General features: G+C 45.4%; 30 protein-coding genes. 25 read left to right on the top strand and 5 right to left on the bottom strand.

The window, feature by feature from the left end:
- Positions 1–277: 277 nt before the first annotated feature.
- The 3 genes from ACHUFW_RS15190 to ACHUFW_RS15180 all read right to left on the bottom strand — a co-directional run bounded on the left by ACHUFW_RS15190 (position 278) and on the right by ACHUFW_RS15180 (position 5,904).
- Complete coding sequence (locus ACHUFW_RS15190) at positions 278–1,225, bottom strand: LysR family transcriptional regulator (protein WP_394204190.1); 948 nt, start codon at positions 1,223–1,225, stop codon at positions 278–280.
- 110 nt (positions 1,226–1,335) lie between these two features.
- The gene (locus ACHUFW_RS15185; RefSeq protein ID WP_394204189.1) at positions 1,336–3,159 is read right to left on the bottom strand and encodes a phytase; all 1,824 of its coding nucleotides are present in this window, start codon (positions 3,157–3,159) and stop codon (positions 1,336–1,338) included.
- Between the two features lie 9 nt (positions 3,160–3,168).
- Positions 3,169–5,904 carry a TonB-dependent receptor gene (locus tag ACHUFW_RS15180; RefSeq protein WP_394204188.1) on the bottom strand — a complete coding sequence of 912 codons (2,736 nt, stop codon included), beginning with the start codon at positions 5,902–5,904 and terminating at the stop codon, positions 3,169–3,171.
- A gap of 390 nt (positions 5,905–6,294) precedes the next feature.
- Between ACHUFW_RS15180 and ACHUFW_RS15175 the strand changes: the two genes are divergently transcribed.
- From ACHUFW_RS15175 to ACHUFW_RS15060, 24 genes are all read left to right on the top strand, one after another.
- On the top strand, positions 6,295–7,176 hold the full coding sequence (locus ACHUFW_RS15175; protein WP_394204187.1) for a GGDEF domain-containing protein: 882 nt from the start codon (positions 6,295–6,297) through the stop codon (positions 7,174–7,176).
- Positions 7,173–8,204: an AraC family transcriptional regulator gene (locus ACHUFW_RS15170; RefSeq protein ID WP_394204186.1), complete on the top strand. Its 1,032-nt coding sequence runs from the start codon at positions 7,173–7,175 to the stop codon at positions 8,202–8,204. The genes ACHUFW_RS15175 and ACHUFW_RS15170 overlap by 4 nt, the downstream gene beginning before the upstream one ends.
- A gap of 295 nt (positions 8,205–8,499) precedes the next feature.
- Positions 8,500–9,819 (top strand): ATP-binding protein, encoded by a 1,320-nt coding sequence (locus tag ACHUFW_RS15165; protein ID WP_394204185.1) that lies wholly within the window; start codon positions 8,500–8,502, stop codon positions 9,817–9,819.
- A 149-nt stretch (positions 9,820–9,968) separates the two neighbouring features.
- A complete protein-coding gene (locus ACHUFW_RS15160) occupies positions 9,969–11,222 on the top strand; it encodes a helix-turn-helix domain-containing protein (protein ID WP_394204184.1) in 1,254 nt (417 codons plus the stop codon).
- A 216-nt stretch (positions 11,223–11,438) separates the two neighbouring features.
- Positions 11,439–11,735 carry a RebB family R body protein gene (locus ACHUFW_RS15155; protein WP_028773761.1) on the top strand — a complete coding sequence of 99 codons (297 nt, stop codon included), beginning with the start codon at positions 11,439–11,441 and terminating at the stop codon, positions 11,733–11,735.
- A 49-nt stretch (positions 11,736–11,784) separates the two neighbouring features.
- On the top strand, positions 11,785–12,051 hold the full coding sequence (locus ACHUFW_RS15150; RefSeq protein ID WP_394204183.1) for a RebB family R body protein: 267 nt from the start codon (positions 11,785–11,787) through the stop codon (positions 12,049–12,051).
- Positions 12,052–12,150: 99 nt separating this feature from the next.
- On the top strand, positions 12,151–12,417 hold the full coding sequence (locus ACHUFW_RS15145) for a RebB family R body protein (protein ID WP_394204182.1): 267 nt from the start codon (positions 12,151–12,153) through the stop codon (positions 12,415–12,417).
- Positions 12,418–12,493: 76 nt separating this feature from the next.
- On the top strand, positions 12,494–12,712 hold the full coding sequence (locus ACHUFW_RS15140) for a RebB family R body protein (protein WP_394204181.1): 219 nt from the start codon (positions 12,494–12,496) through the stop codon (positions 12,710–12,712).
- A gap of 36 nt (positions 12,713–12,748) precedes the next feature.
- A complete protein-coding gene (locus ACHUFW_RS15135) occupies positions 12,749–13,285 on the top strand; it encodes a RebB family R body protein (RefSeq protein ID WP_394204180.1) in 537 nt (178 codons plus the stop codon).
- A 47-nt stretch (positions 13,286–13,332) separates the two neighbouring features.
- On the top strand, positions 13,333–13,689 hold the full coding sequence (locus tag ACHUFW_RS15130) for a hypothetical protein (RefSeq protein WP_394204179.1): 357 nt from the start codon (positions 13,333–13,335) through the stop codon (positions 13,687–13,689).
- Between the two features lie 43 nt (positions 13,690–13,732).
- On the top strand, positions 13,733–14,800 hold the full coding sequence (locus ACHUFW_RS15125) for a hypothetical protein (protein ID WP_394204178.1): 1,068 nt from the start codon (positions 13,733–13,735) through the stop codon (positions 14,798–14,800).
- Positions 14,801–14,803: 3 nt separating this feature from the next.
- Positions 14,804–15,328, top strand: a complete 525-nt coding sequence (locus tag ACHUFW_RS15120; RefSeq protein ID WP_394204177.1) for a hypothetical protein — start codon at positions 14,804–14,806, stop codon at positions 15,326–15,328.
- Positions 15,325–16,776 (top strand): HNH endonuclease family protein, encoded by a 1,452-nt coding sequence (locus tag ACHUFW_RS15115; protein WP_394204176.1) that lies wholly within the window; start codon positions 15,325–15,327, stop codon positions 16,774–16,776. Before ACHUFW_RS15120 ends, ACHUFW_RS15115 begins: the two co-directional genes overlap by 4 nt.
- A gap of 33 nt (positions 16,777–16,809) precedes the next feature.
- Positions 16,810–17,085: a hypothetical protein gene (locus ACHUFW_RS15110; protein WP_394204175.1), complete on the top strand. Its 276-nt coding sequence runs from the start codon at positions 16,810–16,812 to the stop codon at positions 17,083–17,085.
- Positions 17,086–17,290: 205 nt separating this feature from the next.
- Entirely contained in the window at positions 17,291–17,548 is a 258-nt protein-coding gene (locus ACHUFW_RS15105) for a hypothetical protein (RefSeq protein ID WP_394204174.1), read from the top strand.
- Positions 17,549–17,578: 30 nt separating this feature from the next.
- Entirely contained in the window at positions 17,579–18,259 is a 681-nt protein-coding gene (locus ACHUFW_RS15100; RefSeq protein WP_394204173.1) for a hypothetical protein, read from the top strand.
- 87 nt (positions 18,260–18,346) lie between these two features.
- Positions 18,347–18,670: a hypothetical protein gene (locus tag ACHUFW_RS15095; protein WP_394204172.1), complete on the top strand. Its 324-nt coding sequence runs from the start codon at positions 18,347–18,349 to the stop codon at positions 18,668–18,670.
- A 33-nt stretch (positions 18,671–18,703) separates the two neighbouring features.
- On the top strand, positions 18,704–19,447 hold the full coding sequence (locus ACHUFW_RS15090; RefSeq protein ID WP_394204171.1) for a hypothetical protein: 744 nt from the start codon (positions 18,704–18,706) through the stop codon (positions 19,445–19,447).
- A 330-nt stretch (positions 19,448–19,777) separates the two neighbouring features.
- Complete coding sequence (locus ACHUFW_RS15085) at positions 19,778–20,464, top strand: hypothetical protein (RefSeq protein WP_394204170.1); 687 nt, start codon at positions 19,778–19,780, stop codon at positions 20,462–20,464.
- A 244-nt stretch (positions 20,465–20,708) separates the two neighbouring features.
- The gene (locus ACHUFW_RS15080; protein WP_028773772.1) at positions 20,709–20,978 is read left to right on the top strand and encodes a RebB family R body protein; all 270 of its coding nucleotides are present in this window, start codon (positions 20,709–20,711) and stop codon (positions 20,976–20,978) included.
- Positions 20,979–21,199: 221 nt separating this feature from the next.
- Positions 21,200–23,098: a S8 family serine peptidase gene (locus ACHUFW_RS15075; RefSeq protein ID WP_394204169.1), complete on the top strand. Its 1,899-nt coding sequence runs from the start codon at positions 21,200–21,202 to the stop codon at positions 23,096–23,098.
- A gap of 37 nt (positions 23,099–23,135) precedes the next feature.
- Positions 23,136–23,924, top strand: coding sequence for a cyanobactin maturation protease PatG family protein (locus ACHUFW_RS15070; RefSeq protein ID WP_394204168.1), 789 nt, complete (start codon positions 23,136–23,138; stop codon positions 23,922–23,924).
- Between the two features lie 13 nt (positions 23,925–23,937).
- A complete protein-coding gene (locus tag ACHUFW_RS15065; protein WP_394204167.1) occupies positions 23,938–24,846 on the top strand; it encodes a cyanobactin maturation protease PatG family protein in 909 nt (302 codons plus the stop codon).
- A complete protein-coding gene (locus tag ACHUFW_RS15060) occupies positions 24,837–25,271 on the top strand; it encodes a hypothetical protein (RefSeq protein ID WP_394204166.1) in 435 nt (144 codons plus the stop codon). Before ACHUFW_RS15065 ends, ACHUFW_RS15060 begins: the two co-directional genes overlap by 10 nt.
- A gap of 372 nt (positions 25,272–25,643) precedes the next feature.
- Here the strand turns inward: ACHUFW_RS15060 and ACHUFW_RS15055 are convergent, their stop codons facing one another.
- Positions 25,644–26,300, bottom strand: a complete 657-nt coding sequence (locus tag ACHUFW_RS15055; protein WP_394204165.1) for a hypothetical protein — start codon at positions 26,298–26,300, stop codon at positions 25,644–25,646.
- Between the two features lie 51 nt (positions 26,301–26,351).
- Positions 26,352–26,483 carry a hypothetical protein gene (locus ACHUFW_RS15050; RefSeq protein ID WP_394204164.1) on the bottom strand — a complete coding sequence of 44 codons (132 nt, stop codon included), beginning with the start codon at positions 26,481–26,483 and terminating at the stop codon, positions 26,352–26,354.
- 189 nt (positions 26,484–26,672) lie between these two features.
- Here ACHUFW_RS15050 and mads1 point away from each other — a divergent pair, with 189 nt between their 5' ends.
- Positions 26,673–26,843 carry a methylation-associated defense system helix-turn-helix domain-containing protein MAD1 gene (gene mads1, locus ACHUFW_RS15045; protein ID WP_394204163.1) on the top strand — a complete coding sequence of 57 codons (171 nt, stop codon included), beginning with the start codon at positions 26,673–26,675 and terminating at the stop codon, positions 26,841–26,843.
- The last annotated feature ends 34 nt before the right edge of the window (positions 26,844–26,877 follow it).

Genomic DNA, 26,877 nt, shown 5'->3' with positions numbered 1-26,877 from the left:
CCACCCTTTTTATTATTTGTGCAGCTCAGGTATACCACACGCATAATCAATAAAAGTGACGACTATCAAGCATTTAAAACAAGACAAAAACTAGTGTTTAAAACTGTGACCACGGGAGCAGTAACTCGGCAACGTTAAGGCTTGTTGTTGATACAAAACAATAGACACGATAGGAGAGCATTAGCAGGCCCCATACCTTTATAAGTTAGAGGTGAGCGGGCTGATTTCGAGCGTTTAACTGTTGTAACGGTAGCAACCATCGCATGACAAATACCCATTAGCGATAAAGCTGACCATAATTATCGACGTGACGCTCCCACAAAGGCGGGGTACCTATATAGTCAACGACGGCATTAACAAACTCCTTCACTAACAGGGTTTGTTTACGGTGGGGATAAATGGCGTAAATCGCCCGATCTAAATTAGACAGCACATGATCAGTCAGTAGTGGCACTAGCCCCAGCTCATCGGCACTTTGATATAGGTTCGACAAGTCCAACATGGTGTAACCTAGCCCATCACTCACTGCACTCACCAAGGCATTAACATCACTCATTCTTAATTTACCGCGCATACGATAATTCTTAAAAATGTCGCCATGGGGTTGCTCACTGATGCGCAGTAAATCTAGGGTGAAGTCGCTATTGCTGTATACCACTGCGGGCAAGGCAGCCAACTCATCTGGCGTCTTAGGCTCACCATGTTGCTCAATAAACTGTTGTGATGCCACAATAGCAAAATGGGTATCAGCAATTTTCTTGGCAATCAAATTAGAATCAGCCAACTTACCCATGCGGAACGCCAAGTCAAAATGATCCCCAATAATGTCGGCCTTCTTATCATCCAAAATTAAGCTAATTTGCACTTCAGGATAGCGCTGCATGAACTGGGTAATAATCGGTTGTAAATACAGCTGGCCAAAGTACACCGGCGAGGTAATGCGCAAAATCCCTTTGGGCTGCGACTGATAAGAGTCGGCAATACTGTTTATTTGCCCAAGGGTATCAACCAAAATATGAGCCTGAGCTAAGATCTCCTCTCCTGCGGGGGTGAGGGCAAAAGATCGCGTCGAGCGGTTCAGTAGCTGCACGCCAAGCTTAGCTTCTAACTGTTTAATCTTCTTTGATAATGACGAATTATCCATATCGTGCAACGCGGCAGCTTTAGTAAAAGAGCCTTGTTGCACCACATCGATAAACAGTGCTAGTTGATGGGTAATAGACATCGAATTTTTCCTGCTAACGGTAAAACTGATTGTGTTAATGGGTAACCAACACAATCAGCTTACCTTAGCAGCCAGATATCACCAATACAGGGGTGATAGCACCATCGATATTAAGGTAAATTCAGCTGCTGCTTGATTAACTGCCAAGGTACCCATTTAAAGTTTTGATGTTCATCCGGCAAACGGTTACGGCCATCTTGTACGACTAACATGCCATCAGACCATAAGCCGTTACCCACAGCTTTAGCTGTTACCGCTAAACCATCGGTTTCGGCACTGCCATCATGTCCCTGCATACCATTAACACCGATTCGGAATCGACCAATGTAATCATAGGGTGGCTGAGCATCATAGAGCACGTAGCTATCGTTACCTTGGCTAGAAACAACTAAATAGGCGCCGCCCTCAGGTCGCTGGTAAAGGTCTAGCCCTTCAATGTCAGCAACTAAAGGCCCACCAGCGGAAAGAATCATCTCTCCCTTAACCGATTGCTTGCTCAGATCAAATAACCAAATACCAGTATTCTCTTCGCCGACAAACAATTGTTTGTTTTGATCATCTGCGACACAGCCCTCTGGTTGAGTCGGTACCGAAAAGCGCCGTACTTCGTCTGCACGCAAATGGTGCTTATCCCAGCTCAACGACAATTGACTGATCACGCCGGATTTATCATTAGCAAATGCATATAGACTAGTTTCATCGGGCTGATATAAACACAAACCATATATGTCAGTTAGACTTGTGGCTTGCTCCACTAACTGAGTTAAGTGTCCGTGTTGATTGATTTCAAAAATACTCAAGCTGTTGCGGTCACGGTTACTGGCAACGGCAATATCTCGATACTGTCCACCCAATTTCACCCGCTGGCGAATATCAACATTATTGACTCTACCGGCCGGTAATTTTTGCACTTGTTGGCCCTGCATATCAAAACTCAATAAGCCCCAACGTTTGTTGGTACCCAGAATTCGGCTTTGACTAGGCTGTGTCGGGTGCACCCAAATTGCCGGATCATCCATGGTATCACCTGCGCGATCGGCAATAGCACTTTCTACCTGAGTTGGAATTTCAATGATCAACTCGCTTGGCGCCTGCTGCTCGGGCTGATAATCCCACGGCACTTGATAATAACGTTTGTCACTGTCAACCAAATAGATAAGCTGGTTGCCATCAACGGCAAAACTCTCCACCTCATCAACACCCACTTGCTTGGTCAATACCGTATCACCTTTTAGATCAAACAAATGTCCTTGTTGATCACTGAGCAACACTTGCCCGGCAAACTGATTAATACTGCTAAACTCGTTATCGTCGCGGTGCAATACTAACTGTCCCTCTGCAGCATTATTGGGTGCCGCAGGGTATTGCCAAACGCCATGTTGGTTTTCGACAACATATAGCTGCTCGGTACGGGAATCCGTTGCACAAGCCAGCGCGCCCATGGCCACTGACAAGCTGCGCACCAACTGCGGACGCCACTGCTGCTCGGTCACTAGTAGCCATTGCTCAGCTTGCCCCTCCTCATTGCCAATCCACGCATACAAGTTGTTATCGGCTTGGCGAGGTTGCAAACACAACCAATCAATTTGGATCTGTCTTTTGGGTAGCAAAGGTAAGCGCTGCATATTGTGCATATCAAGCTTTATCCCCTGCACTTGATCAACTTGAGTATCGTAAGTCAGCGCAATGTCTTGCCAAATGGCTAAGTATTCAAACTGACCCGGTACTACCGACTTTAGTTGCTCATCGGCTAACACTAACCCTTGTTGCTCACTGACATATAACCAATGCTCGCCCCACTTAGCCGCCTGACTGCCGGCAGCCGGACCCACAACTGATAATGAGTCATTTATCGACGTCGCCGCCACTGAGTTTCCGGCGCACATGCCGCCTAATAACACGCTAGTTTTTAATATTGTTTTTATCACTTTCATGATGCGCCCTTACATATTGATGTACTGAATACCTAATTGAAAAGTACGGCCGTACTCTTCATATTGGGCGTTATAACGAGACACACCGGTATAGGCATAATAAGGTTCATCCGTCAGGTTGATCCCTTTGAAGTAAACGGTGAAGTTTTCGGTAATATAGCCTTTAGCAACAAAATCCCACTGGGTATGTGCATCTTGGTAGATATCAAAATTAGCATCATCAAGCTCAGTGACTTCGATTAAGTACTCTGATTTATAAGCTGCAGACAAGCGCAAACTGACATAGCTATTTTCATAGCCAAATGAGGCATTTGCAGTGACTTCGGACTGACTCGGCAGTGGGATATCTCGGCTTTGCTTACCATCATCTTGCCAAGAAATCGTTGCAGAGGAATCACTTAAAGTAAGGTTACTGGTGAATATCAACCCGCGCCAACCTTCAGGCATAAAGCCAAACTCTTGCACATAGGTCAGCTCAACGCCGGTGATATTGGCTTCATCGCCATTGGTAAAGGTATTGGCTTTATCAAAGTCTTGGTATTGACCATACCCACCTAAATCAGCTTCATATATAAAGTTACTAATGTCTTTATAAAAGCCACTAGCCGATATCACACCAAGGCCGCCCATATAATGTTCGATACTCAAATCCCAGTTCATCGACTCCAACGCATCAAGATCTGGGTTACCAAAGCTGGCCTCTAACTCATCATCAACCTCAATGAGATAACCGGGAGCTAACTGGCCAAAGGTCGGCCGCACAATAGTATTGGTCCAAGAAGCACGTAATACCGTGTTGTCACTGTATTTATAGTTGAGATGCAATCCCGGTAACCAATGCTGATAATCTCTGTCAGTTTCAGATGCAAAAAAGTCATCTTGGCTTTCATCAAAACCAAACCCTTTGGTATGCATATCTGTGTGCTCAAAACGTACACCAGCCAAAACTCGCAACTTGTCGATATCCACATGCCCCATCAGGTATGCAGCACTGATATCTTCATCAATATCAAAGTCATTGATAGTTGATTCGATCTCATCTTTGGCCGCATCGGCATCTAGGCCATTAACCAAGGCCCAAATCGGTGCAGCATTAATGGAAGGGCCAAACCGCCCTAAATTGTAATCAGGCTCAGCACCAGCGTAAGCACTTAGCAGTAGCTGATCGTCAGAGATGCCCTGCTCGGAGAAATCTTCATAGATCCAAATATCTTCACGGTTTTCTTTGCTGCGCGCGGTATATTTTCCACCAAACTTAACTTCGACCGGCAACTCATTGATGAGCCAGCGTTTACTCAGGTCAAACTTAACTGACGTCATGGTATCAACCGCACTGGAGTCTCCCACTTCAACCTTATCTATCTCATACTCACTGGCGGTGTAAAATGGCTCATCCGCGCTGATTTTAGGGACCTGAGTATCGTTTACAGCCACATTGCTAAACTCGCCGTTAAAATCTGCACCACCGATATAACGCGGCTTATCAGCCGTCGCTCGACTCCAACTGGTTTGATAATCAAAAGTCCACTTATCGAAGCGAGATTGCCCACCCAAGACGATAGAAGCAATCGCCTGCTCTTCAGTTCTAGCCTTTAATGATCGAGTCGCTTCAACGTCAGCACGTTGGCCCACCTCAACACCGTCTTCCCAGGCAATTTCATTGCCATTACGGCTTTCTTTGTCATCAAACTGGCTATACAGGGTACGCAAATAAACGTCGTGATTGTCATTAGGACGAAAATCAAAATTAACCCCTAAGCCAATACGCTCTCGATTGATTTGGTAATCCCGTTGCTCCATCTCCTCAAGCAATACAGGCTCGTCAAACCCCCATTTACCGCCAGTTTCAACATTGTCAGAGCCAAAATCACGGTTGTACCAACTTGCAGCAACAGCCACACCCAATCGGTCATCAAAAATATCACTGTAACTGGCTGCAAGCTTGGGGTTGGTATTGTCAGTCAACTCATCATATGACCCTTCAGCACTGAGGTTGAAATAGGTGTCATCTCGATCAAAAGCGGACAGACTTTTTACTTCGATGGCACCGCCTAGTGAGTCGGCATCCATATCTGGTGTCAGGGTTTTAGAGACTTCAACCGACTGCAACAGGTCAGCAGGTACAACATCCAACGCTACAGCACGGCGGTCACTTTCAGGTGATGGTAAGCGTGAGCCGTTCATCGATACCGCATTATAGTCGGGGGCCATACCGCGTATTCGCACAAATCGGCCTTCACCTTGGTCACGCTCAATAGACAAACCCGGCACTCGTTGCAGCGCCTCACTGATATTAGTATCGGGGAAATTGCCTAACGCATCGGCACTGAGTACGCTGACCAAGTTGTCAGCCGCACGTTGGCGATTGAGTGACTTACTCAACGCGCCGCGTTGACCAACCACTTGTATGTGCTCAAGCCCATGACCTTGAAGCTGGATTTGACTGTTGGTCACACCATCTTGCGTTACAGTAATTGTTTGTCGATAGGTTTGCCCGCCGAGGTAACTTGCCACCAGCGTATACTCACCCGCAGCTACCTTAGGAAAGAAGAAGCGCCCATCGCGATTAGATTCCAGTTTAAGGTTTAACTCTTCAATTCGAACGATGGCACCTTGTAAAGGCAACTGAGTATTGCTGTCTCTTACCGCACCTTCTATTCGACCCGCCCATGCCGCGGAAGGCATACACAAGCTAGAGGCGAGTAGGCCAATATAAAGAGGAGATAAGGCACTCTTTAACGTCATGATATTACATCCTATTGGTTGTTAGCTCTGATGGGCGGCAAAGCTAGGCCAAGGATATGACAATGATGTGACGCTATGATTTACCAGCGACCAATATCGGTGCAAATATCAGGTTTAACGAACACTTTGAGCTAATTTGACTGGGTAACAGCCTCAAACTTTGACACAAGGTCAACACCAACAAACACATGCTAATATGCTGATTTAAAATAACTATAATTAAAAACCATGTTCAATAGTGTTTATCATATCTCCAATTGACAGTGATTTTTTGTCGAACAAAGTTGATTGCCTGAGCTAGTTTGCCTCCTTCCATGCCACAGTCCCATCACAAAAGCGTCATAAAAGCCCATTAACGTAACGGCTATTGCTACTAACGACCTATTACCCATGACCCATAATGTAAAACTCACTATCACGATGTTGCTTAGCTGCACAGTATTATTCACCCTTTGTGTTATTCAAGCACAGCCCAAAGCAACAACCAACATTGATTGGCTAGATGTCAGCGCAGAAAGTGCCCTGCTCATTTTAGGGTTATGTTGGTTAGCCTTAGTGCTATCAGCAAGGCCTGGAGGCCGGGTTACTCAGCTGCTGATTGTGGGCTTACTCGGTTATTGCCTAGGTTGTTATATGGACTTGCTCGATGAGTTTTTTATCAATGACAGCTTACCCGGTTGGTTTAGTCTGATTGAAAAGCTGCCCACCCCCATCGGCCTACTGACATTAACCGTCGGCTTATGGATGTGGCGAGAAGAGCAAACGACTATCAATGAGCAACTACGTACTCGAGAGCAGTTTTATCGACAACATCAGCTGGTTGATCACCTCACTCAACTGTGTGACGCCCGTGCCATGCGTCACCAACTCAATCAACATTTGAGCCGACCGCACGCCATTGCACTCATCATGATTGACTTAGATAATTTCAATCAAATCAATCGCCAGCAAGGTTTTACTCAGGGCGATCAACTACTGACGAATGTGGCACAGCTACTTGCCAGTCAGTTGCGCTCTCAAGATCTCGTCTGCCGCTACGCCGGTGACCGGTTTATCATTATGCTAACCCAATGCAGTGAGCATTTTGCCAATGCCATGGCAAAGGAGCTGGTCGCTGCGATTAGCCCATTAGGCTGTCACGCCAGCCACGCGATGAGTTACACCAGTATCCCAAGCAATCAAGCTTCACAAACCGCACAGCAACTGATCGATCAGGTCAATCAGAAGTTGGAGCAAGTGAAATGTCACCAGACATGGCCTAAAGCGGGATGAGACAAGCCGGTATCGCCTATGCAGATGATAAGTGCATTGATAGCCAATTGCTCGTCGCCAGCTTAGTGGCACTATTTCGTCAACGTGGGCTGTCTATCGACAACTTGCTGGCTGGCAGCGCCATCTTTGAGCAAGACCTTAATCAACCGCAACATAAGATCAGCGCCACGCAACTGCAAAAGCTACTGAGCAATGCCATCAAATATTGGCCGGGAGACGATCTCGCCTTTATCTTAGGACAACAATGGTTACCCGCCCAAAGTGGCCCACTAACTCAAGGGTTACTCTGCTGTAATGACTTTGCCCAAGCCCAAAGTTTTTGGCAGCGATATCACTGGCTAGTGCAACCTTGGTTACAGATATCACTGTGGCAAACCGCTCAACAGCAACACTTATTAATTCAACAAGCGATGGGAATGCCGCATCTGCAGCGTTTCTTCATCGAGCTGACCTTATCCAGTCTGGTCTCCAGTTTCAAATATTTAACCCGCAGTCGATGGCACAGCCAGTTTTTACTGCCCTATCCACAACCGGACAATATCGACCAATACCATAAGTATTTAGGCGGTTCACTGAGTTTTAACCAGCCAATCTGCGTACTAAGTATTGACCACTCATTACGCTATCAGCCTTTTGAAATGGCCAATCCACAGGGGTTAACTCAAGCTAACCGCAATCTGAGACACAGCTACTTTAATCGTCACTACCGTATTAGCTTGCCTGCCATGGTGAGACAACTGCTACTAAAACAACAGCAAATTGACGCCAGCCTACCCCACATTGCTGAGCAACTTTCTCTTAGCCCTGCAACCTTAAAAAGAAGGCTGAAAGCATTCAATATCAGCTTTCAACAACTGCAAGACGAAGCCAAGCTGCAACAAGCCATTTATATGATTGCAGTTCACGGCGATAACAACCTCAATATCGCAAAACAGCTTAGGTTTGCCGACAGTAATAACTTCCGGCGCTCCTTTAAACGTTGGACAGGTAAATTACCAAGTAACTTTAAATACTGGCTAACTAATTAAATTCAAAACCCTATTTACCATCGTAGTACTAACTAATGAAATAATAATATTTAGCCAATTTAAAATAGCGCTATGAAATCTCTGTGCTAAGTTTTAATGCCCTGATAGAAATTGACCATCTCTATTGATAACCAAGGAGCAATTAATACCATCTGATATAAAGGAAAACAGATGAAAACACATAATCATGGTCGAATTGGAATAAATAGCAATACACTGAAAACACTGCGAAAAAAAAGGCTTGAGCCAAGAGAGATTGGCCGATGAATGCGCCAAACAAGGATTACAAGTGTGCGTGGCCTCAATCAAAAGAGCAGAAGCCGGAAAAAACGTACTGTATCGAACCATTGTCAATATTGCGCATTTTTTCAATATTACTGTCGACTATTTACTGGAATCGGCACCACTACCTCTTTGGCAATTTGCTAGCCAACATCCAAAGTTTGTCAAACCTTGTATTGGCCGAGATTGGGAGTGTCATCAACTTACGCAGATACAAGCTTACGCCCAACATGTAAGCCAAGGTCAAACCGTTTGCATCACCGCAACACAAGGCGCTGGCATATCCTGTTTATTGAAATACTATTATCAGCAACATACCCAACAAACTGCGCACCAAACAAACCCGCAAAATATCTACATTGAATTTAGTAAAATTTGCCAGCCAGATAAGGATTACGCAGCTTGTTTTATCTTACAACTGCTAGCGCTGCCCCTACAGGCCAAATGCGAAGAGATTCGTCATAAAATAAAAGCCTTATCAAAAACATCACTGCAGTTTTTAGTCTTGTTATGGCTTACAGGAACCAAGCTATCAGAGACGGAAAAATTCACGGTTACTCAACTGAGCCCATCACAGTTTGACCATACATTAGCGCAAGCTATGCAGATCTTGCTCCACCATTGTACTGGGCAAAATAGCGAAGCAAGTACCGAGAGAAGCACCGAAAGAAGTACCACGCAGATAATCGTGATTGACGGCGTCCATCGGGTGGATGCGCTTTGTGCAAAATTGCTCGATTATTTTATTCAAGCCGTACCCAGCACATCGATATGTTGCGTGCTCGGCATCGCCGAAATCGCTGATTTTGTTCAGCTGCCAACCTGGCTTGAAGATAGCCACCAAATCAAACTCAAACCGTTAACAGACAAACATGCGCAGCAACTGGCCAAAACGGTACTAAGTCAGCGTGGTGTGTGCCCCATTAAACACGCGAGTCTCGTCCAATGGGCAATAGAGCTGGCCAATGGCCACCCCGGTATATTGGAACAGCTACTGTTAAATCATAATGATTTTAATCTGCTACCAGAAAGTATCTTAAAGCCGGCATTATCCAATCTTTATTCACTCACAACAGAACAGATCACCTTGATAAAATATTTAAGCTTACTCGGTTTAAAATTCAGCATTGATAATATTGAGTTTTTCTTTAATAAAATAAATATCACCAACCCGCTTAGCCAATTACACCAATTAACTTACCGAGGTTTAATCAAGCCAAACTCTGGGGAATATTGTTTTAATCACCCTTTAACAAGACAAATTATTAAGGATCAAATAAAACCCCAAGAGAAAACTCAGCTGGAAGCGATTTATCAACAATCACAACAGTAAGTGATCCGTAAGTGATCCGGTTTGCACCACACAAAGTGGTTAATTTTTCTTCCGCAGTCAATGCTGATCAATGTTGTGGGGCTAAAGCCCGTTAATCACAGCATTTTCCTGACTGCAATTGACATCAATTGAATCGGAAGGAAATCACCATGGAAGCACAACTGAGAGTCCATAACCGCAATACATCTTGGGTGGGGGAAAGCCAAGCCCTGACTCAAACTCGTCGCACCTTAAGTGCGCTGGCCCAAAGCCAGCTGCCGGTGCTCATTCAGGGACAAACGGGGACCGGCAAGCGCATTGCTGCTAAAGAACTGCATGAACTGGGTAAAGGCAAGCACAATCCATTTGTTAGCGTATGCTGCAAACGCTGGAATACCAAAGACTTAATCAAGTTAATGGATGAAAGCTGGGAATATGCCCAAGGCGGCACCTTATTTGTACGTAACATCGAAGCCATCAAAGCCAATGATGCTGCGCAAATTAAAGATTTTTGGCTTCGAGCAAACCAACAACAAGATGATGTCAGGCTCATTGCCTCCACCAGCCAAGTTGACAACCAAGATGGGAATACCGTTGATATCGACAGCCACTTTCTTAGCTGGTTGCAATATCATTGCCTGACTATCACCCTACCGACATTATCGGAGCGCGGCGACGATATTCCTGCGCTTATTCGCTATTTTCAACAACAAGATAGCGCAATAGCCAAGTTAGTCTTTACCCCGTGCGCAGCCAAAGTGCTTAGCCAATACCATTGGCCAGACAACATTAAGCAGCTCAAACGCTGCCTCGATAAATTAGTGGTTCTCGCCAACGCCAAACACATAGATAAGCACTGTTTGCTACGTCATTTCCCTTCTATGTTGCAGCCCAGCGCGATCAACAAACCTATCTCTTTATCTATGCTGCAATTAGATAATATGACCGATCGCAATCGGATTGCTGGCAATAATGTACTGCGCCTTGCTCCGCCACGTCAGTCCGCGAGCAAAGTCGCAAGCTTGCCACCTAAATCGCTGTCATCAACCTTAAGTGAAGAAGCCATTCGCGGTCACCATCCGGCGCTCGATCGTGCCATTCCTTATCTGTTCAACAACTATCGTAAACGGCTAAACATGGAAGATCTCGCCAGTCACGCCTGCGTCAGCCCGTCACACCTGTCGTTTTTGTTTAAACGTTATGTCGGCCAATCATTTAAACAAACTCTATTGAACCTGCGTATCAACGAGGCCATGAAACTGCTGGTCGACAACCCTGAACGACAAGTCACTCATGTGTGTGATGATGTTGGCTTTTCTGACTTAAGCTTTTTCGTCAGAAAATTCAAAGCCACGGTGGGATTAAGCCCTGGTGTATATCGAGATCAACATCGAGCTTCGAACCACAATGGCTATAAACTCTAGTAATGACGGCGACTTGTGGCTGTTAACCACAGCCACAAGTAGCACCAATATCTGCCGAGATTTTACCAATCAGCTTCCTAATTGATACCAATCGCAATGGATTTGACCTTTCTATACTGACTCCTGCGTTTGAAATTGTCGCTCTAATAGACACTCATATTTCGAACCACACGGATGATATTTAGTGAATCACAATTAATTAAATAAGGGTTTATTATGGCATTTCCAACAGCGGTCAATGACCAAATCACAGATTCAGTTACTCAGGCGAATGTTAAAGTGCTTGGCGACGCGCCAGCTATGTCGATGGGTAACTTATTTCAAGCCACCTCTCAAGCATTAGGTAATGCGGCGCATAACGCGACATCTGCTCAACAGCAAACCGCCATTACTGCACAAGCCGCCACCACCATGGGCGTGACGACCTTGTACTCAATCGATACAGCATCTACCGGGGTAGCCACCAAAGACATTCTTACCCCAAGCAGTAAAGTTGCCGGTCTAGGCTCTTGATTGAGCTCAGTGTTCTGGTTTTTCGCCACGCTAATACGAGGAGACACCAATGGCATTTCCAACCGCAGTAAACAGTCAAATCACCGATTCTGTCACTCAAGCAAATGTGCAGGTTCTTGGCGAGGCACCCGCTGTCGCAATGGGCAACCTCTTTCAAGCAACGGCGCAAGCCCTTGCTAACGCAGCTCACAATGCTACTGCGGCACAGCAACAAACGAACATCACTGCCCAAGCAGTGACAACAATGGGAGTGAATCTGTTGTATTCACTTGATACCGCGTCTACTTCAGTTGCCACGAAAACCATATTGGGATAAGGCGAGCAATCGCTAACTCAATAGGTTTAGTCGCAATTGCGGTGAACAACCTTGTAATCATGGTGGTTACATACTTCAACCAAAAATAGGGAAAATATTATGGCATTTCCAACAGCTGTAAATAGTCAAATCACGGATTCCGTATCACAGGTCAACACTAAGGTGTTAGGTGATGCACCAGCAGTAGCAACTGGCAACTTCATGATAGCAACCAGTCAGGCGCTATCGAACGCTGCTCACAACGCAACCAGTGGTCAGCAAAATAGCGGTGTCACAGCGCAAGCAGCATTAACGCAGGGGGTTAACACCCTTTACAGCATTGATACTGCGTCTGCGGCTGTGGGCACGGCACGTATTTATCGCTAAGTGACGCTCTAACAGCAGTGTTGAGCCCTCACAACTCAACGCTGCTATTTATTGTAGCTAATAACGAGGTTTTTTCATGGCAAACAGCAACAGTGCAATTGTCGAAGGCAATATCAACCAAGCCTTGCCTTTTTCTGTCGCAGTCAGTGCGGTGACAATGGCCAGCTCAATCGGTTTGCTCATGGAAAATGCCGTTTTTAATGAGAAGAACTCACAGGCAATTCAAAATGCCAGCGTATCTCAATGTTGTGTGTTTATTCTCGGTGCTGGCGCAGCAAAAGCCGCTAAAGGTTAGCGCCCTGTCGTTCACCATCAATTACAAGGATGAGTCATGAGTACAGTTAACGATCAAGTAACCGATGCGGTCACCCAACTTAATGCATTATTAACCGGTGGCGCCGCCCCACAATCATTAAGCATGGTCGATATTGCCGGCGCGGAAACCATGGGCATGTCAATGTTTAACGCCATCACCGCCCAGCAAAACTCACAAACTTCTGCTTCTGCTGCGGCAACAGCAAGTTGCGCCAAAATGCTAAAAACCGAGGTCCCCGCCTTACCTGATAAAGATAAAAAAGATCAGTTAGCACTGGCCTTACTGGAAATTGAACTGGCAGAGCACAAAGTGGCAATCAGCTTAGCAGTTAACACCTTGTACCAGCTTTATAAACAAAGCCACCCAACAGTAAAAGCTGCTGATGCTCAGAAAGCCTTTACTAGCGCGCTATCAAAGGCAGAAAAAGCCATTGGCTCGACAGTATCAGATAAGTCTCAGATCAACACTGCCGCAGCAGAACTGACGGCGGGATTTAACAAGCTGGCGGCACCGGACGATTCAAACAACTCGTCGCAAACGCCATCCCAATAGGTTATCAACCCGCAACTGTGGTTGAGTAAAACATAAGGAATAGCATCATGTCAGAGGTAACAACAGTCAATGCCCAGGTGACAAGCACCTTAGATACGTTGAAAAACACCACCTTAAGTGGCGATATCATCAAACTTTCAGGAGCGGGTAAAGCCTACCAGTCCGTGTCTCAGTCATCGGCCATCGCAGTGCAAGATGCAACCGATAATCTCCGCAACGTCAATACCATGGCAACAACAGCCATGGGGGTTGCCATGGCACAAATGCTCGCCACCGGAGAAGTGGATAAATACAAAAGTATCATTGAAGCGGCTAATAGCATGGTGAGCAACAGTACCAACAACTTCACAGCAATTGGTAATGGGGCTAGCCAGTTACTCGGCCAGTTTCCAACCGGTGAATAGCTAACTGACACGCGCCACCAGCGACAAAGGTAAAGAGGCAGATATGAGCATTACGATAAACCAGGTTGATATTCAATCGGCAGCGCAATTACCCGATAACATCCAGACCTTATTCCAATTGATTCCGCAAGCGGAAACCTGGTTAGAAACCATGCGCAATAACCCAGAGTATGCATTTAACTTTAGCTCTGCGGAGGAGTTTATTGAACAGTTGAATATAGGCCTACGCAACTCATCGTTACTGAGCTTACCAAGGGTCAATGTCGTCGCTGATATTAAAAAATTACTGGAGCTGAGTAGTAATGACTTGCGCGATCTGTCTTATTTGGAAAATCAAAGCGCTGATTCGGCAAACGCTGTGGCTTCAAGAGCAAGTATTTTGGCCAGCAATCACCTTATCGACAATCAAGCGTTTGATAAAATAAACCAGTTTTACAAGAAGCATAATCTCACCACCCATCCATTGACTTGGAGTGCGGCCTTTCACGAACAGATCACCCTGTATGAGACCATTATTTATAGTGAGCAAGCTTTTTCACAAAACAATAAACAAGCCACTGAAGCATGCGATTGGGCACAGGCAAAGGCACAAAACTTGGCAGAGTTTGCTCGCTATTACCTGATATACCTCAATTGGGCTCAATACCATCAAGGCAAACGCACGCAAAGAAACCTGAGTTTAGACCGTATCATCGACACGCTAACGCCAACGGTACTGGATAATTTAGAATGCCCAGTGGTGACCTTTGAGTTGGACCAAATCAACTTGCATCGCGCCATTGAGCAATGGTGCAACTCAGACAAGCAAACCTTAGGTTTTACCGATCTATCCTCTGGGCTATTGAATATCACTCTCAATATCGATCTTAGCAACGAAAGTGATGTACGAGAGCAAGCACTTAATTATATCAAGCAGCTACAAAAACAACTTGCAACCAACTTGGCTGCTGATAGCTATGTCAATCAAGCTGGGCTGTGTCGTTATTACCGCTTTGACCTCCCCAATAACACGGTACAACTCAATCTAGATGCCAATGGTTGTCTGTGTGTTTATAGCGATAAGCCCAACATCTCCAAAGTCGGCAGCAGCACACTGGTAAAAAGGAATTAGCCCATGTCTTCTACAGAAAATGCGAGCTCAACGACGCCCCCATCAATGGGGCAGCTTGCCCAAGCAGCCATGCCTGCAGGCACGCAACAAATGATGGCGAGTATCGATACCATACTCGCTTCGGCAAAGCAGGTCATCGACCAGTCCATTTTGCAATCGGAGGCGCTAATCGCCCAGTCACAACAACAGTTAGATCAAGGTGCCACCAGCCCTGCTCCAGCAAGCACGGCAACACCGAATGCTCCGTCTACACAGAAAGAAACATCGACATCAGCTGCAACAGCAACTGATTCGCGACAGCAAGATGCATTGCTGCAAGAGCAACTACAATACCAACAAGCGATGTTGGCCCAGCAGCAAAAAACCCAGCAGGCTGCGCAACAAGCACAGCAAACGCTTGCGAAAAATAGTGCACAAATGAGCCAAAACTTACTGGCACAGCAACAGGCCTATGAAAGCAACATCAACCAATATGCAACCACGCAACTTGAACAATTAGCGCCAGACGTTGCTAAGGTGGAAACATGATAGCCATTGGATTTTCCACCACCAAACAAACCCCAGACATCGACGTCAAACAGGCTGCCGCCTTAAAGCAAATGCAGGCTCTACAAGCACGATTAACCGAGGGTCCCAAATACCATACGCTGACGCAAGCCGACCGACAGCGGTTGATAAAAGAAGGCTACGCTGCCGATCTTGTCGATAACTTAGTGTTTATCACCCAGCGTAATGCCGCCAACCAATCGGGAGCAAAGGATCAACTAGTTACCGGTTTCACCTATGCCGCATTTGATCCTGCCCTGTATGCAACCGATGAGATGAGCCTGCATTTACAGCAGATAAATCAAGGTTGTTGCTGCTATTGCGAAAGCTATCTTAGTGCCACAGAAGGTGGCAAAGTCAGCCATTTTAGGCCGGTGCAACTACTGGATGAAGTGGGTGCAAGCCCGGCGGATATCATCAACCAATGTTCGCCTTATTATCACTTAGCTTATCAACAAGATAATCTAGTCTATTGTTGTCATGCCTGTGATGAGCAATACAAAGCAGGACAGTTTCCTATCGTCGGCAAGCGCTTCCCTAAGGTCGAACTCGAGCATGAGCAAGGATTATTGATTGACCCCTACTATGACGACCCAAGACAACATATCCGCTTTAACCCACAAAACGGCCAAGCCTACGCCTATGACTTAGTGCAATTGTTTTACCAGCAGACACAATCACTCGATAAAGATGACATTGCTAAGCTATTGTGGCGCCAACCCAGTGCAATTCCGCTGCAATGCAATGCCGCTGGGCAATCCATTTCGCCAAAAGAGCTAGACCAGCAATTTCATACTTGGCTCAGCCAATACCTCAATAGCGGCGGTGTCAGTAAAGGCCATATCACCATCACAACATTGGGACTCAATCGTCCCGCCTTGGTGTTGGCACGCTTAGCCTCACTCAATCAGTTAAAACTGTCTGCCCCAGTAGCAGATAAAAGCAAACTTAATGATATAGCAATGGCTCATAGTCATGCCTACCGCAGCCTAGCCATTGATGCCTTGCATAGCTGGCACTATCAACAAACAAGTGAAAATAGTGAGGTCGTTGTTGCCCCTCAGGCAACTGGCCCCGCCACCAGCCCAGCGGTTGCTGTCAGACCGCAGGCATTTAAGTTCCCCCAATGGTTTAGGGCAAGCTTGCGCTATTTCGTGACGGAATCAGAGCTCGATAAGACCCAACAACGTCAATTAGTTTGCCTGTCGAGCAAAGACCGCGTCTATGGTCAACAACCTAAGGAAAAATGTGTTTTTTTACCGATCGATTGGGAAAAAGATGCCAGCAATATCATTAAAGTGCGCTCCCACAGAAACATATGGGAAAGCTCTTTCTCAGAGCTAGCGCGCTCGCGGCCGCTTGAGCTCATCAATCTGTTTACTCACAACGAAGTCTGGGTCGAAGGTGCTTTCGAAGCATTAACAACCTAAATCTTACCTCAACTCAACCAAAGGAAATCAACCATGAACCGAGATCAAAGACTAGAGCGTGCATCAGAAAAGAAAGTCATTGCTGAAGAAGCGGCTGCCACCCAAGCTGTCGTCGATGCCGATATTGATACCGCAGAAGAATCCACCGGCTTCTACACCACTTCGCCAGAGCAGGCTGAGCGGATTGCCCGTGATGCGGTCATTGCCGCTGATGAAGCGGTCGCCAGACAAATTAGTGGCAATGGCTCAATACTCACCCCTGAGGAAGCTGAGCGCCTAGCCACTCAGGCGGTAGTTGATACGGAGTGATAATCATCCTCTTTGTTCACCAGCAACGTCTATCAGCGCTTTATGACTCGTGATGCATAAAGCGCTTAATTTTCAGTTTTATCTTATCACCAAGCACTCCCCCTAAGTTTTACCAACTCAATCCCAACATCTACCAAGTTGCGCTGATTTACCAAATCTATATTAGTCATTAGTACCAAATACCCAACAACATAAGGATAGAGCTATGAATTATGCTGCTAGCCAGTATCAATACCGCTATTGGACCGATATGTGTAACCAATATTGGAATAACTTTCACCACTTAAGCTGCCCACAATTATTACAAGGTGCAACCGCCTGTGAAGAGATGGCCCTATGGCGAGAATATCACTCAAATCGTTTTTTCAATGGTCCCGACGCAGAGCATCAGGGTTACATCAATAACGCACGCTACCGCAGTAACCTACTTTTAGCGGCGTTTAGACATGAGTGTGGTCATTAACCCTAAAATGGAAAATGGAGATAAACGACTATGGCAAATAATCCCGATCAATATGGCGGCGTCAACAAACAAATTGATATATCAGCAAACCGTCCAAGTTTTAAAGCTGCAACAACCCAAGCGATTCCATGCGCCAATCAGCAAAAATCTCTATGCCATATTTTAAGCTGGGGAAGTATGGTGGCGGGCTACAAGGCCAGTATTAATAACCAAGATAGGCAAACTTGTGTCAGTAACCTGCAAAAATTATATCGAGCGACAGGTCTTAATCCGAACAACAACGCAATCACCGCCGCTTGCCAAAATGCTAATCGGAATAACAACCAGTACACTGCAGCTGATAGTAGTGTTTTAACCGAACTTTATAACTCTATACCCAACCTTTATTGCGGTTGGCAAAACACCAACGCTTCTATCCAACAAGGCTTAGACGTTCCTTGTAATCAGCAAACCTATCACGCAAATAATGGCAACCCCTACATCGAGATCAATGGGCAGGCACTCAATGCTGTTAGGCACTACAATACGATTGAAGCAAACCCTACTAGCCCCATTTTTTGGTACGCCATTAACCGAGGGTGTAATCAAGGAAACTGCAATAACAGGCGTATTCAAAGCAGTGATTGCGAGGGCGATTTGGTTAATACCGTCAACCCAATCAACATCCCCATTAAAGGACAGGTCAACCAACAACTACAGCAACTGAATTAATCTTGACTATAACCAGATTTAAACTTTACATAACACAGCAACTGCTACTTTGCGACACAGTAACTGCGATAAAGGTAACCCGAAAAAATGCCAAGCAATAATGTTAGCACCAGCTCAGCTCAGGCCATGGCGGCGGCCAACAAAGCCGCTAGCGCAGGTAAAGCTTATCAAGCCGTTGCCCAGTCTGCTGGTATTACCATTCAAGATGCCACCGACTCACTGCGCAACGTGCAAACCATGAGTAACACTGCGCGCGGGGCAGCTTTAGGTCAATTGCTAGCAACCGAAGACGTGGCAACCTTTACCGCGGTAACCACCGCCATCGCAACCATGGAAACCGCTTGCATTGCCAACTACACGGCTATTGGAGCCGCTGCCAGTGACGTACTGGCGGGGTTTCCATCAAGCTAGCAACAAACACATTTTTAACGATAAGGAGATCAAATGGCTAACTACATTATCGGTGGCTGGAGCCAAGATATAAACTACCAAGCCCCCCCACAGCTCGATATCATTATGTACGGCATGGTAACCAACCTAACCGGCCTCACCACAGGCACCGCTGCCGAGCCAGGCTGGAGCCCGACCAAAGTAGATGCCCCCAGAAACAGCTTAGCGAAGGTGATGTGGACCTATGGTGGCGGAGGCGCTGAACCAAGCAACATGCCTGACTCAGAACAAGACATCACACAGATTGTGCAGTGCACTAAAAACCACTATTGGGATGGCGTTGATTTTGATGATGAAAGCCAAATGAATATTGCAATGGTAATCGACACCATGCAGCAACTTGCGCCAAAACAAAGCAGTTACACCTTTAGCGCAGGCTGGGATTATAACAACTCCAGCAGCTCCGCTGTGGGTGAAGCCACTAATCAGGCTGTAAAAAATATCGCTGCGGCCAATTGCGCTAACCGTTTTATCTTGATGTGTTACGGGACACAGATGTGGGGCAAGCATGATATCGAGAAAAATGTCGGTCCAGCAATTGAACTCACGTTAGCCAATGGCGTCGCTAAAAAACACATTATTTTGGCGCTCACGCCAGCAGGATTAACTAGAAAAAACTTAGATTACTTTTTGGACCAAGTAAAACACTATGATATTGGCGGATTGTTTATCTGGAATGTGGATGAACTGCCCGAAAAAGCACTAAAGTACATAACGGCATCACTCAAACCTGCCTAATACAAACCTCCTTAACCTAACCTCGCCTTCCCTCTGTTAACCCTAAAGCCCACCTTTGGTGGGCGCGACACAATGACCGAGCCACACAAATTACGCTTAAATCTTTATTGGCAAAGATGCGCAACAAATCGCTAAGGAATCGTAGGTTTTACCAAGTAGATGGTTAACTATTCCAAGTTGGTAAAAGTGACGCTGGTTATAGTTATTTTACCAACAGCTTACGCTTTGGTCTGAACTTGGAGCAGCCTGATGACAGTTAAGTGATACCACAATGTTGATCAAGCTAGTTCTATTCAAGCACTTACAGCATTTTATAGAGGAACATCTTACATGGAAGAGTTAAACTTAATAGCACAAGCAGATATCGCAACTGCCAACGCAAAAGGCTTTGTTTCTAGCGCTGTGGTTAACCCTATTCTCGTCGATCAGTATCAATCAGAAGATTTTAGTTTTTGCCTCCGAGAAATTGGTGTGGTAACGCCAGCAGAGGCCAAAGACAATACCATAGAGCCACCTCATTATCTGACACATATGGAAGCATACAGTATTATGCTTGGCGTACATGATGGTGGCAGCGGCCTCGCACTGATGCCTTTATACAAGGTGCCTCAGGAGGTCGTAAAAAAGAGTAACATTGAAGAATCATCGGAAGCGCAAGCCAAGATAGTTGTAAAGTTACTCGGCCATATCGGCCTACCTTTGGGAATCACGGTTTGGATAGACATTGAGAGTATTAATGCGTTGAGTTCACAACCTGAAAATAAGGGCTTTACCGCAGAACAAACCAAGCAATACCTAAAAGGTTTATCCGATTACATTCTCGATAGTGGGTTCTCAGTTGGTTATTATTATGGCAACACAGCAAACTGCAGTTGTCCATCAGAAACACAAATGTCAGCAAGCAATATTTTACAATCCATCAGTTGTGCCAACGGCTTAGGCGAGAACCAGCTCCACACTATTTCAATTGGCGATAATAACGATTCCTGCAAGATCCGCTGGGCATACTATAAATAGCAAGATTCAAATCTCGCTTACCTATTTACATCACACATATACTGTGTGATGTAATTTTATAGCTTTAAACAAGTCGTCTCGCATACTGTGTTATCCATAAAAGCCCCTAAGTTGTACCATCCCAATTGCGTTGTTTTGCCAATCTTTATGGTGAATTTGATTCCTATAATTTGCGTTGAAAGTCACCCGTTTCAACAACCGGGCTTTTAACTCATTCACAATCGAAAGAATAAGGAAATTTACAATGGCATTCCCAACCGCAGTTAATGACCAAATTACCGACTCCGTTACTCAAGCTAATGTTAAGGTACTTGGCGATGCACCAGCACTCTCTATGGGTAACTTGTTCCAAGCGACCTCTCAAGCTCTCGGTAATGCGGCCCATAACGCCACGTCGGCGCAGCAACAGATGGCGGTAACCGCACAAGCGGCAACCACGATGGGCGTCACAACCCTGTACTCCATCGACACCGCCAGTACTGGTATGGCAACCAAAACCATTCTAGGGGCCTAGTTTCTAGCAGCCCAATCTCTAACGGCCAAAGCAGGCTGTCATTATTATGCTAAACATCAAAAAATGCCTGAACATTCATGTTCAGGCATTACTTTTTCCCCTTTATGTTGACGACATAAGTTACGAAAAAACGCCAATCAGTCACCTAAGTTAATCCAATTCTTAGCCCAAATAGCTGGCTATATTGATGGCTTCAAGCCACTAACCAAAGGGCAAACAAGGTGAACAATGTAACTCCTAAGGCCAATTTCCAACTTGGTCAGCTTTACCATCAAAGCCAGGGCAATCCAGAGATTGTGGTGGCAATCATTGATGGCGCCATCGATGGCCAGCATAAGGACTTTTCCCACACCAATATCAAGATGTTAGACGAGTCCCAAACAGTAACTTGTGACTCGGCCGATGGTCCTTCATGCCAACACGGCACCTTTATTACCGGTATCTTAGCCGCTAACCGAGACTCGCAAGCGCCCGGCATCTGCCCGCAATGTACCTTTTTAGCCCGGCCGATATTTTGTCAAGCCGATGATCTAGCAAGCTGCCCCCCCGTCACACAACAGCAGCTCGCCGATGCGGTCAATCAGTGTATTGATGCTGGTGCAGATATTATCAATATGAGTGTCGGCTTGAGTGGTCAACCCGAGCCGTTATCAGCCGAGCTAAAGCAAGCCTACGACAAAGCAAAACAAAATGACGTGCTACTTGTCGGTGCCAGCGGTAATCAAGCCAGCGAAGAGGTCAATAGCATCTTCGCCCATCCTTGGGTGATTGCGGTAAGTGCAGTCGATGCTCAAGGGCAAATTCTGCCCAGCGCCAATACCGGCCAATGGGTGGCTGAACATGGTTTACTTGCACCTGGGGATCAAATCACCAGTACCGCTGCGGGCGGTGGCTACAAACAGATGACAGGAACCAGCGCAGCAGCACCTTTTGTTACCGGCGCCGCCGCCTTGCTTTGGAGCTTAAACCCCAACGTCACGTCACAAACTATCTACGACGCATTAATGCATCACGGCCCTAAACAACAAGCTAACACCCCAAGCGCACTCGATGGCGAGGCGAGCTTAGGGCGACTAAACCGTGACTTACCCGCCAACCCTCGAGAACCGCAAATGATGACAACAGCACCAATCAACACACCAGCAGTATCAAGCCAAACCAATAAAACAGGTGATGGCAACATAGAGGCACAACAATTAGATGTACAACAACTAGATGTGCAACAAATAGACATGCAGCAAGCGGATATACAAACTCTTAGCCCGCAATCTTGTGGCTGCCAACAAACAAATGGCGCCTGCAGCTGTCAAACCGAGCAACCTTCTCCGCCGCCCCTTGCCTATGCGGTCGGTATCTTAACCGTGACTTTTGCCAATCTAGGGGTTCAACAAGCGTTTGATAGCGCCGCACAGCAGTTAAAGGTCAGCGAGCTAGATTACTATCAAGTGTTTAATTACCAAGACAGCCAAACAAAGCAATACCCTTATTTTTACCTAGCGGCTCAAGCACAGTGGCAACTAAGCATTGATGGCGCTAACCACTATTTGGTGGTGCCTCGCTCCATCGTTGAGTTACAACAATGTATTGCCGCCTTAAAACCGCAGCCAAATACGTTACAGCCCGTTTACTCGACCGTCATCGGCTACATCGGCCCTAACGATGCCCAAAGTTCGCTGCCCACTTTGATGTGTGAACAGCTCTTCAGCCAAACCCTGGATGAGCTGCACAACATGCTAAAGAGCTATACCAATGCGAGTTCTGATGCCATTCAAGATGTTATCCGTCAATTGGAACTCAACCCTAACGCCGGTGATAATGACTTTGCCCGAGCGAAAAACTATATAGCATTTCGTTACCCCGACGTTTATCAACATACCCACCAACTAAAAAATAGCAGCGGCTCGGGTAATGGCGATACCAGTCAGTACTTTCTCGTTGATGTGAACTGTAATTACGCTGACATCGAATCAAATCAAACCCTTGTTGATGTGGTTTTCACTTATCAGGCCAACAGCAGTGACCAACAAAAGCACTACTATTGCTGTGTCGATGTTTCCGGTTGCTTTCCTTTTATCAGTAGCGCGATTCAACCTTTTATCCCTTTCACCTTAGTGTCCTGAATCCACAAACGTTATTTGTATAAAAAGGAGCTTTATTATGGCAACAACCACACAATCTACCCTGACGGAAATAACGGATGTCGCTACTAGCATCGCCCCGCAAAACTGCGGCTGTGGTGAGCAAACGTTTGTGTTTGCTATCGGTCAATTCCGCCCCTACTTTGCTACCCTCGATCTCCAAAACGAGTTTATTGCCGCAACCGAAGCAATCAACGCAGCCAAAAGTGATTACTATGCGGTGTTCTCTCACACAATTAGTGCGCCAGGAGAGAGTCAACTTAAGGTCCACCCCTATGCCTATTTAGCTGAACAAGCTTGTTGGGTGTTCACTATCAATGATGTCGATAGTTACTTAATGGTGCCCAGCTCTGAAATCGTGTTAAACGCCTTTATTTCGGCACTAAACCCCTCACTCTCTGTCTCAGCCGTTGCGCTGTGCGGCATGTTGGGTCCCAAAGCGCCAGCTAATTATTGTGGCAACCTCAATCTATCTTTAGTGATGACAAACAACTTACAGGTGGTCGACCAACAACAGTCCGAGCTGTTACCAGTCAAAGCCAACAGTGGCATTAGCGATGCTGATCGCGCGGTCAATTTTCTGATGACTCAACTACCCAGCTTAAGTCAACAGCAAAGTCTTAATCTAACCAGCTTACAAAGCTTGAGTTTTCAGTTCAGTACTGCCGTTGATAACAGAACCGTTGTTGAAATCATCTTAGGGTTCAATCAAAACGGCATAAATAAATTTTATGCCTGTGGCATCGACGTGAGCGATCAAAACCCTTTCCTTACTTTCCCGCTACGCACATTTGTGCCAGCCAATTAACTGAGGTGATCTGATGAAAAGCCTATCAATACAAGCCAACAACATCACAGGGAACGGTTTGCAACAACAGTACCTTCCTTGGCATGGCTTGAAAAAATCCTCCATTGAACCTGCCAATCATGACGATGCAAACAACTGGATTTATGTCGTGGGTAAAATCAATGCGCTATTTCCATCGCTAAGTTTGGAGCAGGAATTTTTACAAGCGAGCCAAATCGCTGGCACACCGCCTCCTGCTAACAGCATGGCTAGCGATCAGGTCGAACTCGAACAAATCAACAGCCAACCACAACAATCAACATGGTTATATAACGGCTTGAGTCAGCCACAAAATTTATACATTGCTAGAGAGATGACTTGGGTACTAGAAAACACTGACAACAATCAGTTATTCACGTTGCAACCGACATCCAATCAGTGTTTATTGCAGTTAATCACCGCGCTCAGTCCAGATACCGGTAACATCATTTTAGTCGGTCAACGCTTAGCAAACGGACGCGTTGCCGTCAGTAATCTCACCACAACCAACACCCCCACATTGCAGCAAGTCATCCAGCAGGGACAGGGCAAAGGTAAACCCTTTACCCGAGTGGTCAATGAACTGTTATCGCTTAACGCCAATAACGGCGAATCCGATGCCGATAGAGCGATTAATTTCACCCTGTACAACAACGAAATGATTTACACACAAACCTTTGAATTTTGCTATCAACCCAACACATCGGGCGCCAACCCGAGTGGTTACCAGCTGGTGAACGTCCAAGTGAAAACCAACCCCAGTGGCGATAGGCTTATCGCTAAGGTGATATTTCACTATCAAGGCATTAATACTGGTGCTAAGCAAAGCTGGTTTTGCGCAGTCGATGTCACGGGCGAATACCCATTTATCACCGTGCCTTGGAAACAGTATCTATGCCACTAACAGGTGAAAATGAGCAATATACCTTAAAGCTATGTACCAACAACTTATGGGCAAGCGCAAACCACAGCGGCCACCCAAGGCTTAAACACTGTTATGCGCAGATCCTCGACCAAGATGGCAATCTAGTGCAGAGTTTATCTTATGGTTTATCGGGTGTGGGGGCGGAAAAGCAGTTATATACCGCATCCACCCAATGCCAAACCTTAAGTTCGACACTATCGAGCCAGCAAGTGACACAGTTTGTGGAAAGTTTTGCCAAGCAAGGCGAAAAAGCCTATCAATGGGGTAAACAAGACTGCTGCTCAATGGTCAGTCACGCTGTGACACAAAGCTTAAATCAGCCTGTTTCTATGCGCGTTGCCATCGCCCAACAGCGACTACAACGCTCAAGAGATTTATCTAGAATAGTAACCAATAAACTATAAATGAACATTATTGGTTATCAATATTAAACAATCATGTGCAGCGACAAAAGAATTGGCCCAGGTAAGCCCCTAGTATCTTAAGCCCTTACTGTCGAAGCTATCAAAACAAAAAGCCAGCGGTCAGTGACTGATGGCTGGCTTTTTTACCCACCCTATCCCTTAATTACACGTTATGATTCGGCTGATCAGCAGTGCCTTTGGCCTAGCTTTTTTCAAAGCAATAACAATGTACTCCTAAAATTGTTTGAATAGCGCTATGGTAGCTAACTGGCTAGCCATAGGGCTTTACCAACTTGGTGCTTCAAACGATTGTGGTTACCCACAAGTTTTGGCGTTTAGGTGCCAACTCCCTTTTTTGGGTTCTTTTATACACTACCAGATGGCAGGGTATTCAACAATTCCATCAATATCAAATCCATGATTTAGCAGTGATTGTCTTGCTATGAATGGTAGTGTATTAGCATCGCTTGGGTATTTAGCTAAAGTTTTTTCAGCGTAGTTATCAATTACAATAAGTAGTTCTGCAAGCTCATATTGTTCAGAGACAAATGCGCCCCAAATAGCATCTTCTACCGTTGACTCAAGCTCAGCATTGCTATGTTGAAACGTTAATCGACTTTGATGAACAACTCTAAATTTGTTGTTACCTTGGTGATGAATGGTAAGTTTATGCTGAGGAATTTTCTTTTCTAATTTATGACTCACTCTTCTCGCGTCATAAAAGGCTTGGTTCAAAATAACTTTGCCTTCAACCTTGTGGAATACTTTGGTCTTGCTTTCAGAATCAATACTCCAATAAACCTTAAAAGAATTTCGTCTTAACTTATGACCATATAGCTCAAGCAGCGGTCTAAGTTGTTGCTCAGTTCCTTGCTTGGAACCTTTGCTCCAAGCACTAACAACAGATTGTTGAGTTCTGCACTTTTCAGCAATATCCATCTGCGACCAGCCATCATTAATTGCCAATCTAACGAGCTGTTTCGTTTGTTTGAATTTTCGCTTTTTCTTTTTATTGTTAGTTGCTTCCATACTTATCCCTAAAAGGTGGCAGGTAATGTTACCCTGCCACTGTATATCCCATTATTTTTTCTGGTTGGGATTCATTTGCTTACCACGATTACCTTGCACCTTAGCATATGCTTGGTTAGCACCAGAAGTGCCTTTGTTAGCGTTACCTTGATTTGCTTTGTGGTTGTTTTGTTGATTAGACATCATGTTCTCCTGTTCATGTGATTGCCTAAATCAATCTTATGTAACCGTGGGAAAATAAAAATTGATAGTTTGATGATAAAACATGATATTTCATGATAATTAACAGATTAGAGCAAACTGATAAGCCAATTTCTTGTTAATTCCTCAATTTTCTCATATTCTAGCTTTGTTCATTATTGAGATAATCCAATGACAGATGAAATACTGACAATTCAAGAGGTTGCTAAATACCTCAAGTTGAATGAAAAAACAGCGTATCGCTTAACTAGCGAAGGTAAGCTTCCAGGCTTTAAAGTAGGCGGTAGTTGGCGCTTCAAGCGAAGCGATTTAGAGAAGTGGATTGAAGAACAGAAACAATGATAGGTCCACTTAAAACAAATATATATTTAAAAAT

Origin of the sequence: Shewanella waksmanii (assembly GCF_043643685.1) — a bacterium.
GTDB classification, from domain to species: Bacteria; Pseudomonadota; Gammaproteobacteria; order Enterobacterales; family Shewanellaceae; genus Shewanella; species Shewanella waksmanii_A.
This window is presented reverse-complemented; position numbering and strand designations above follow the sequence as displayed.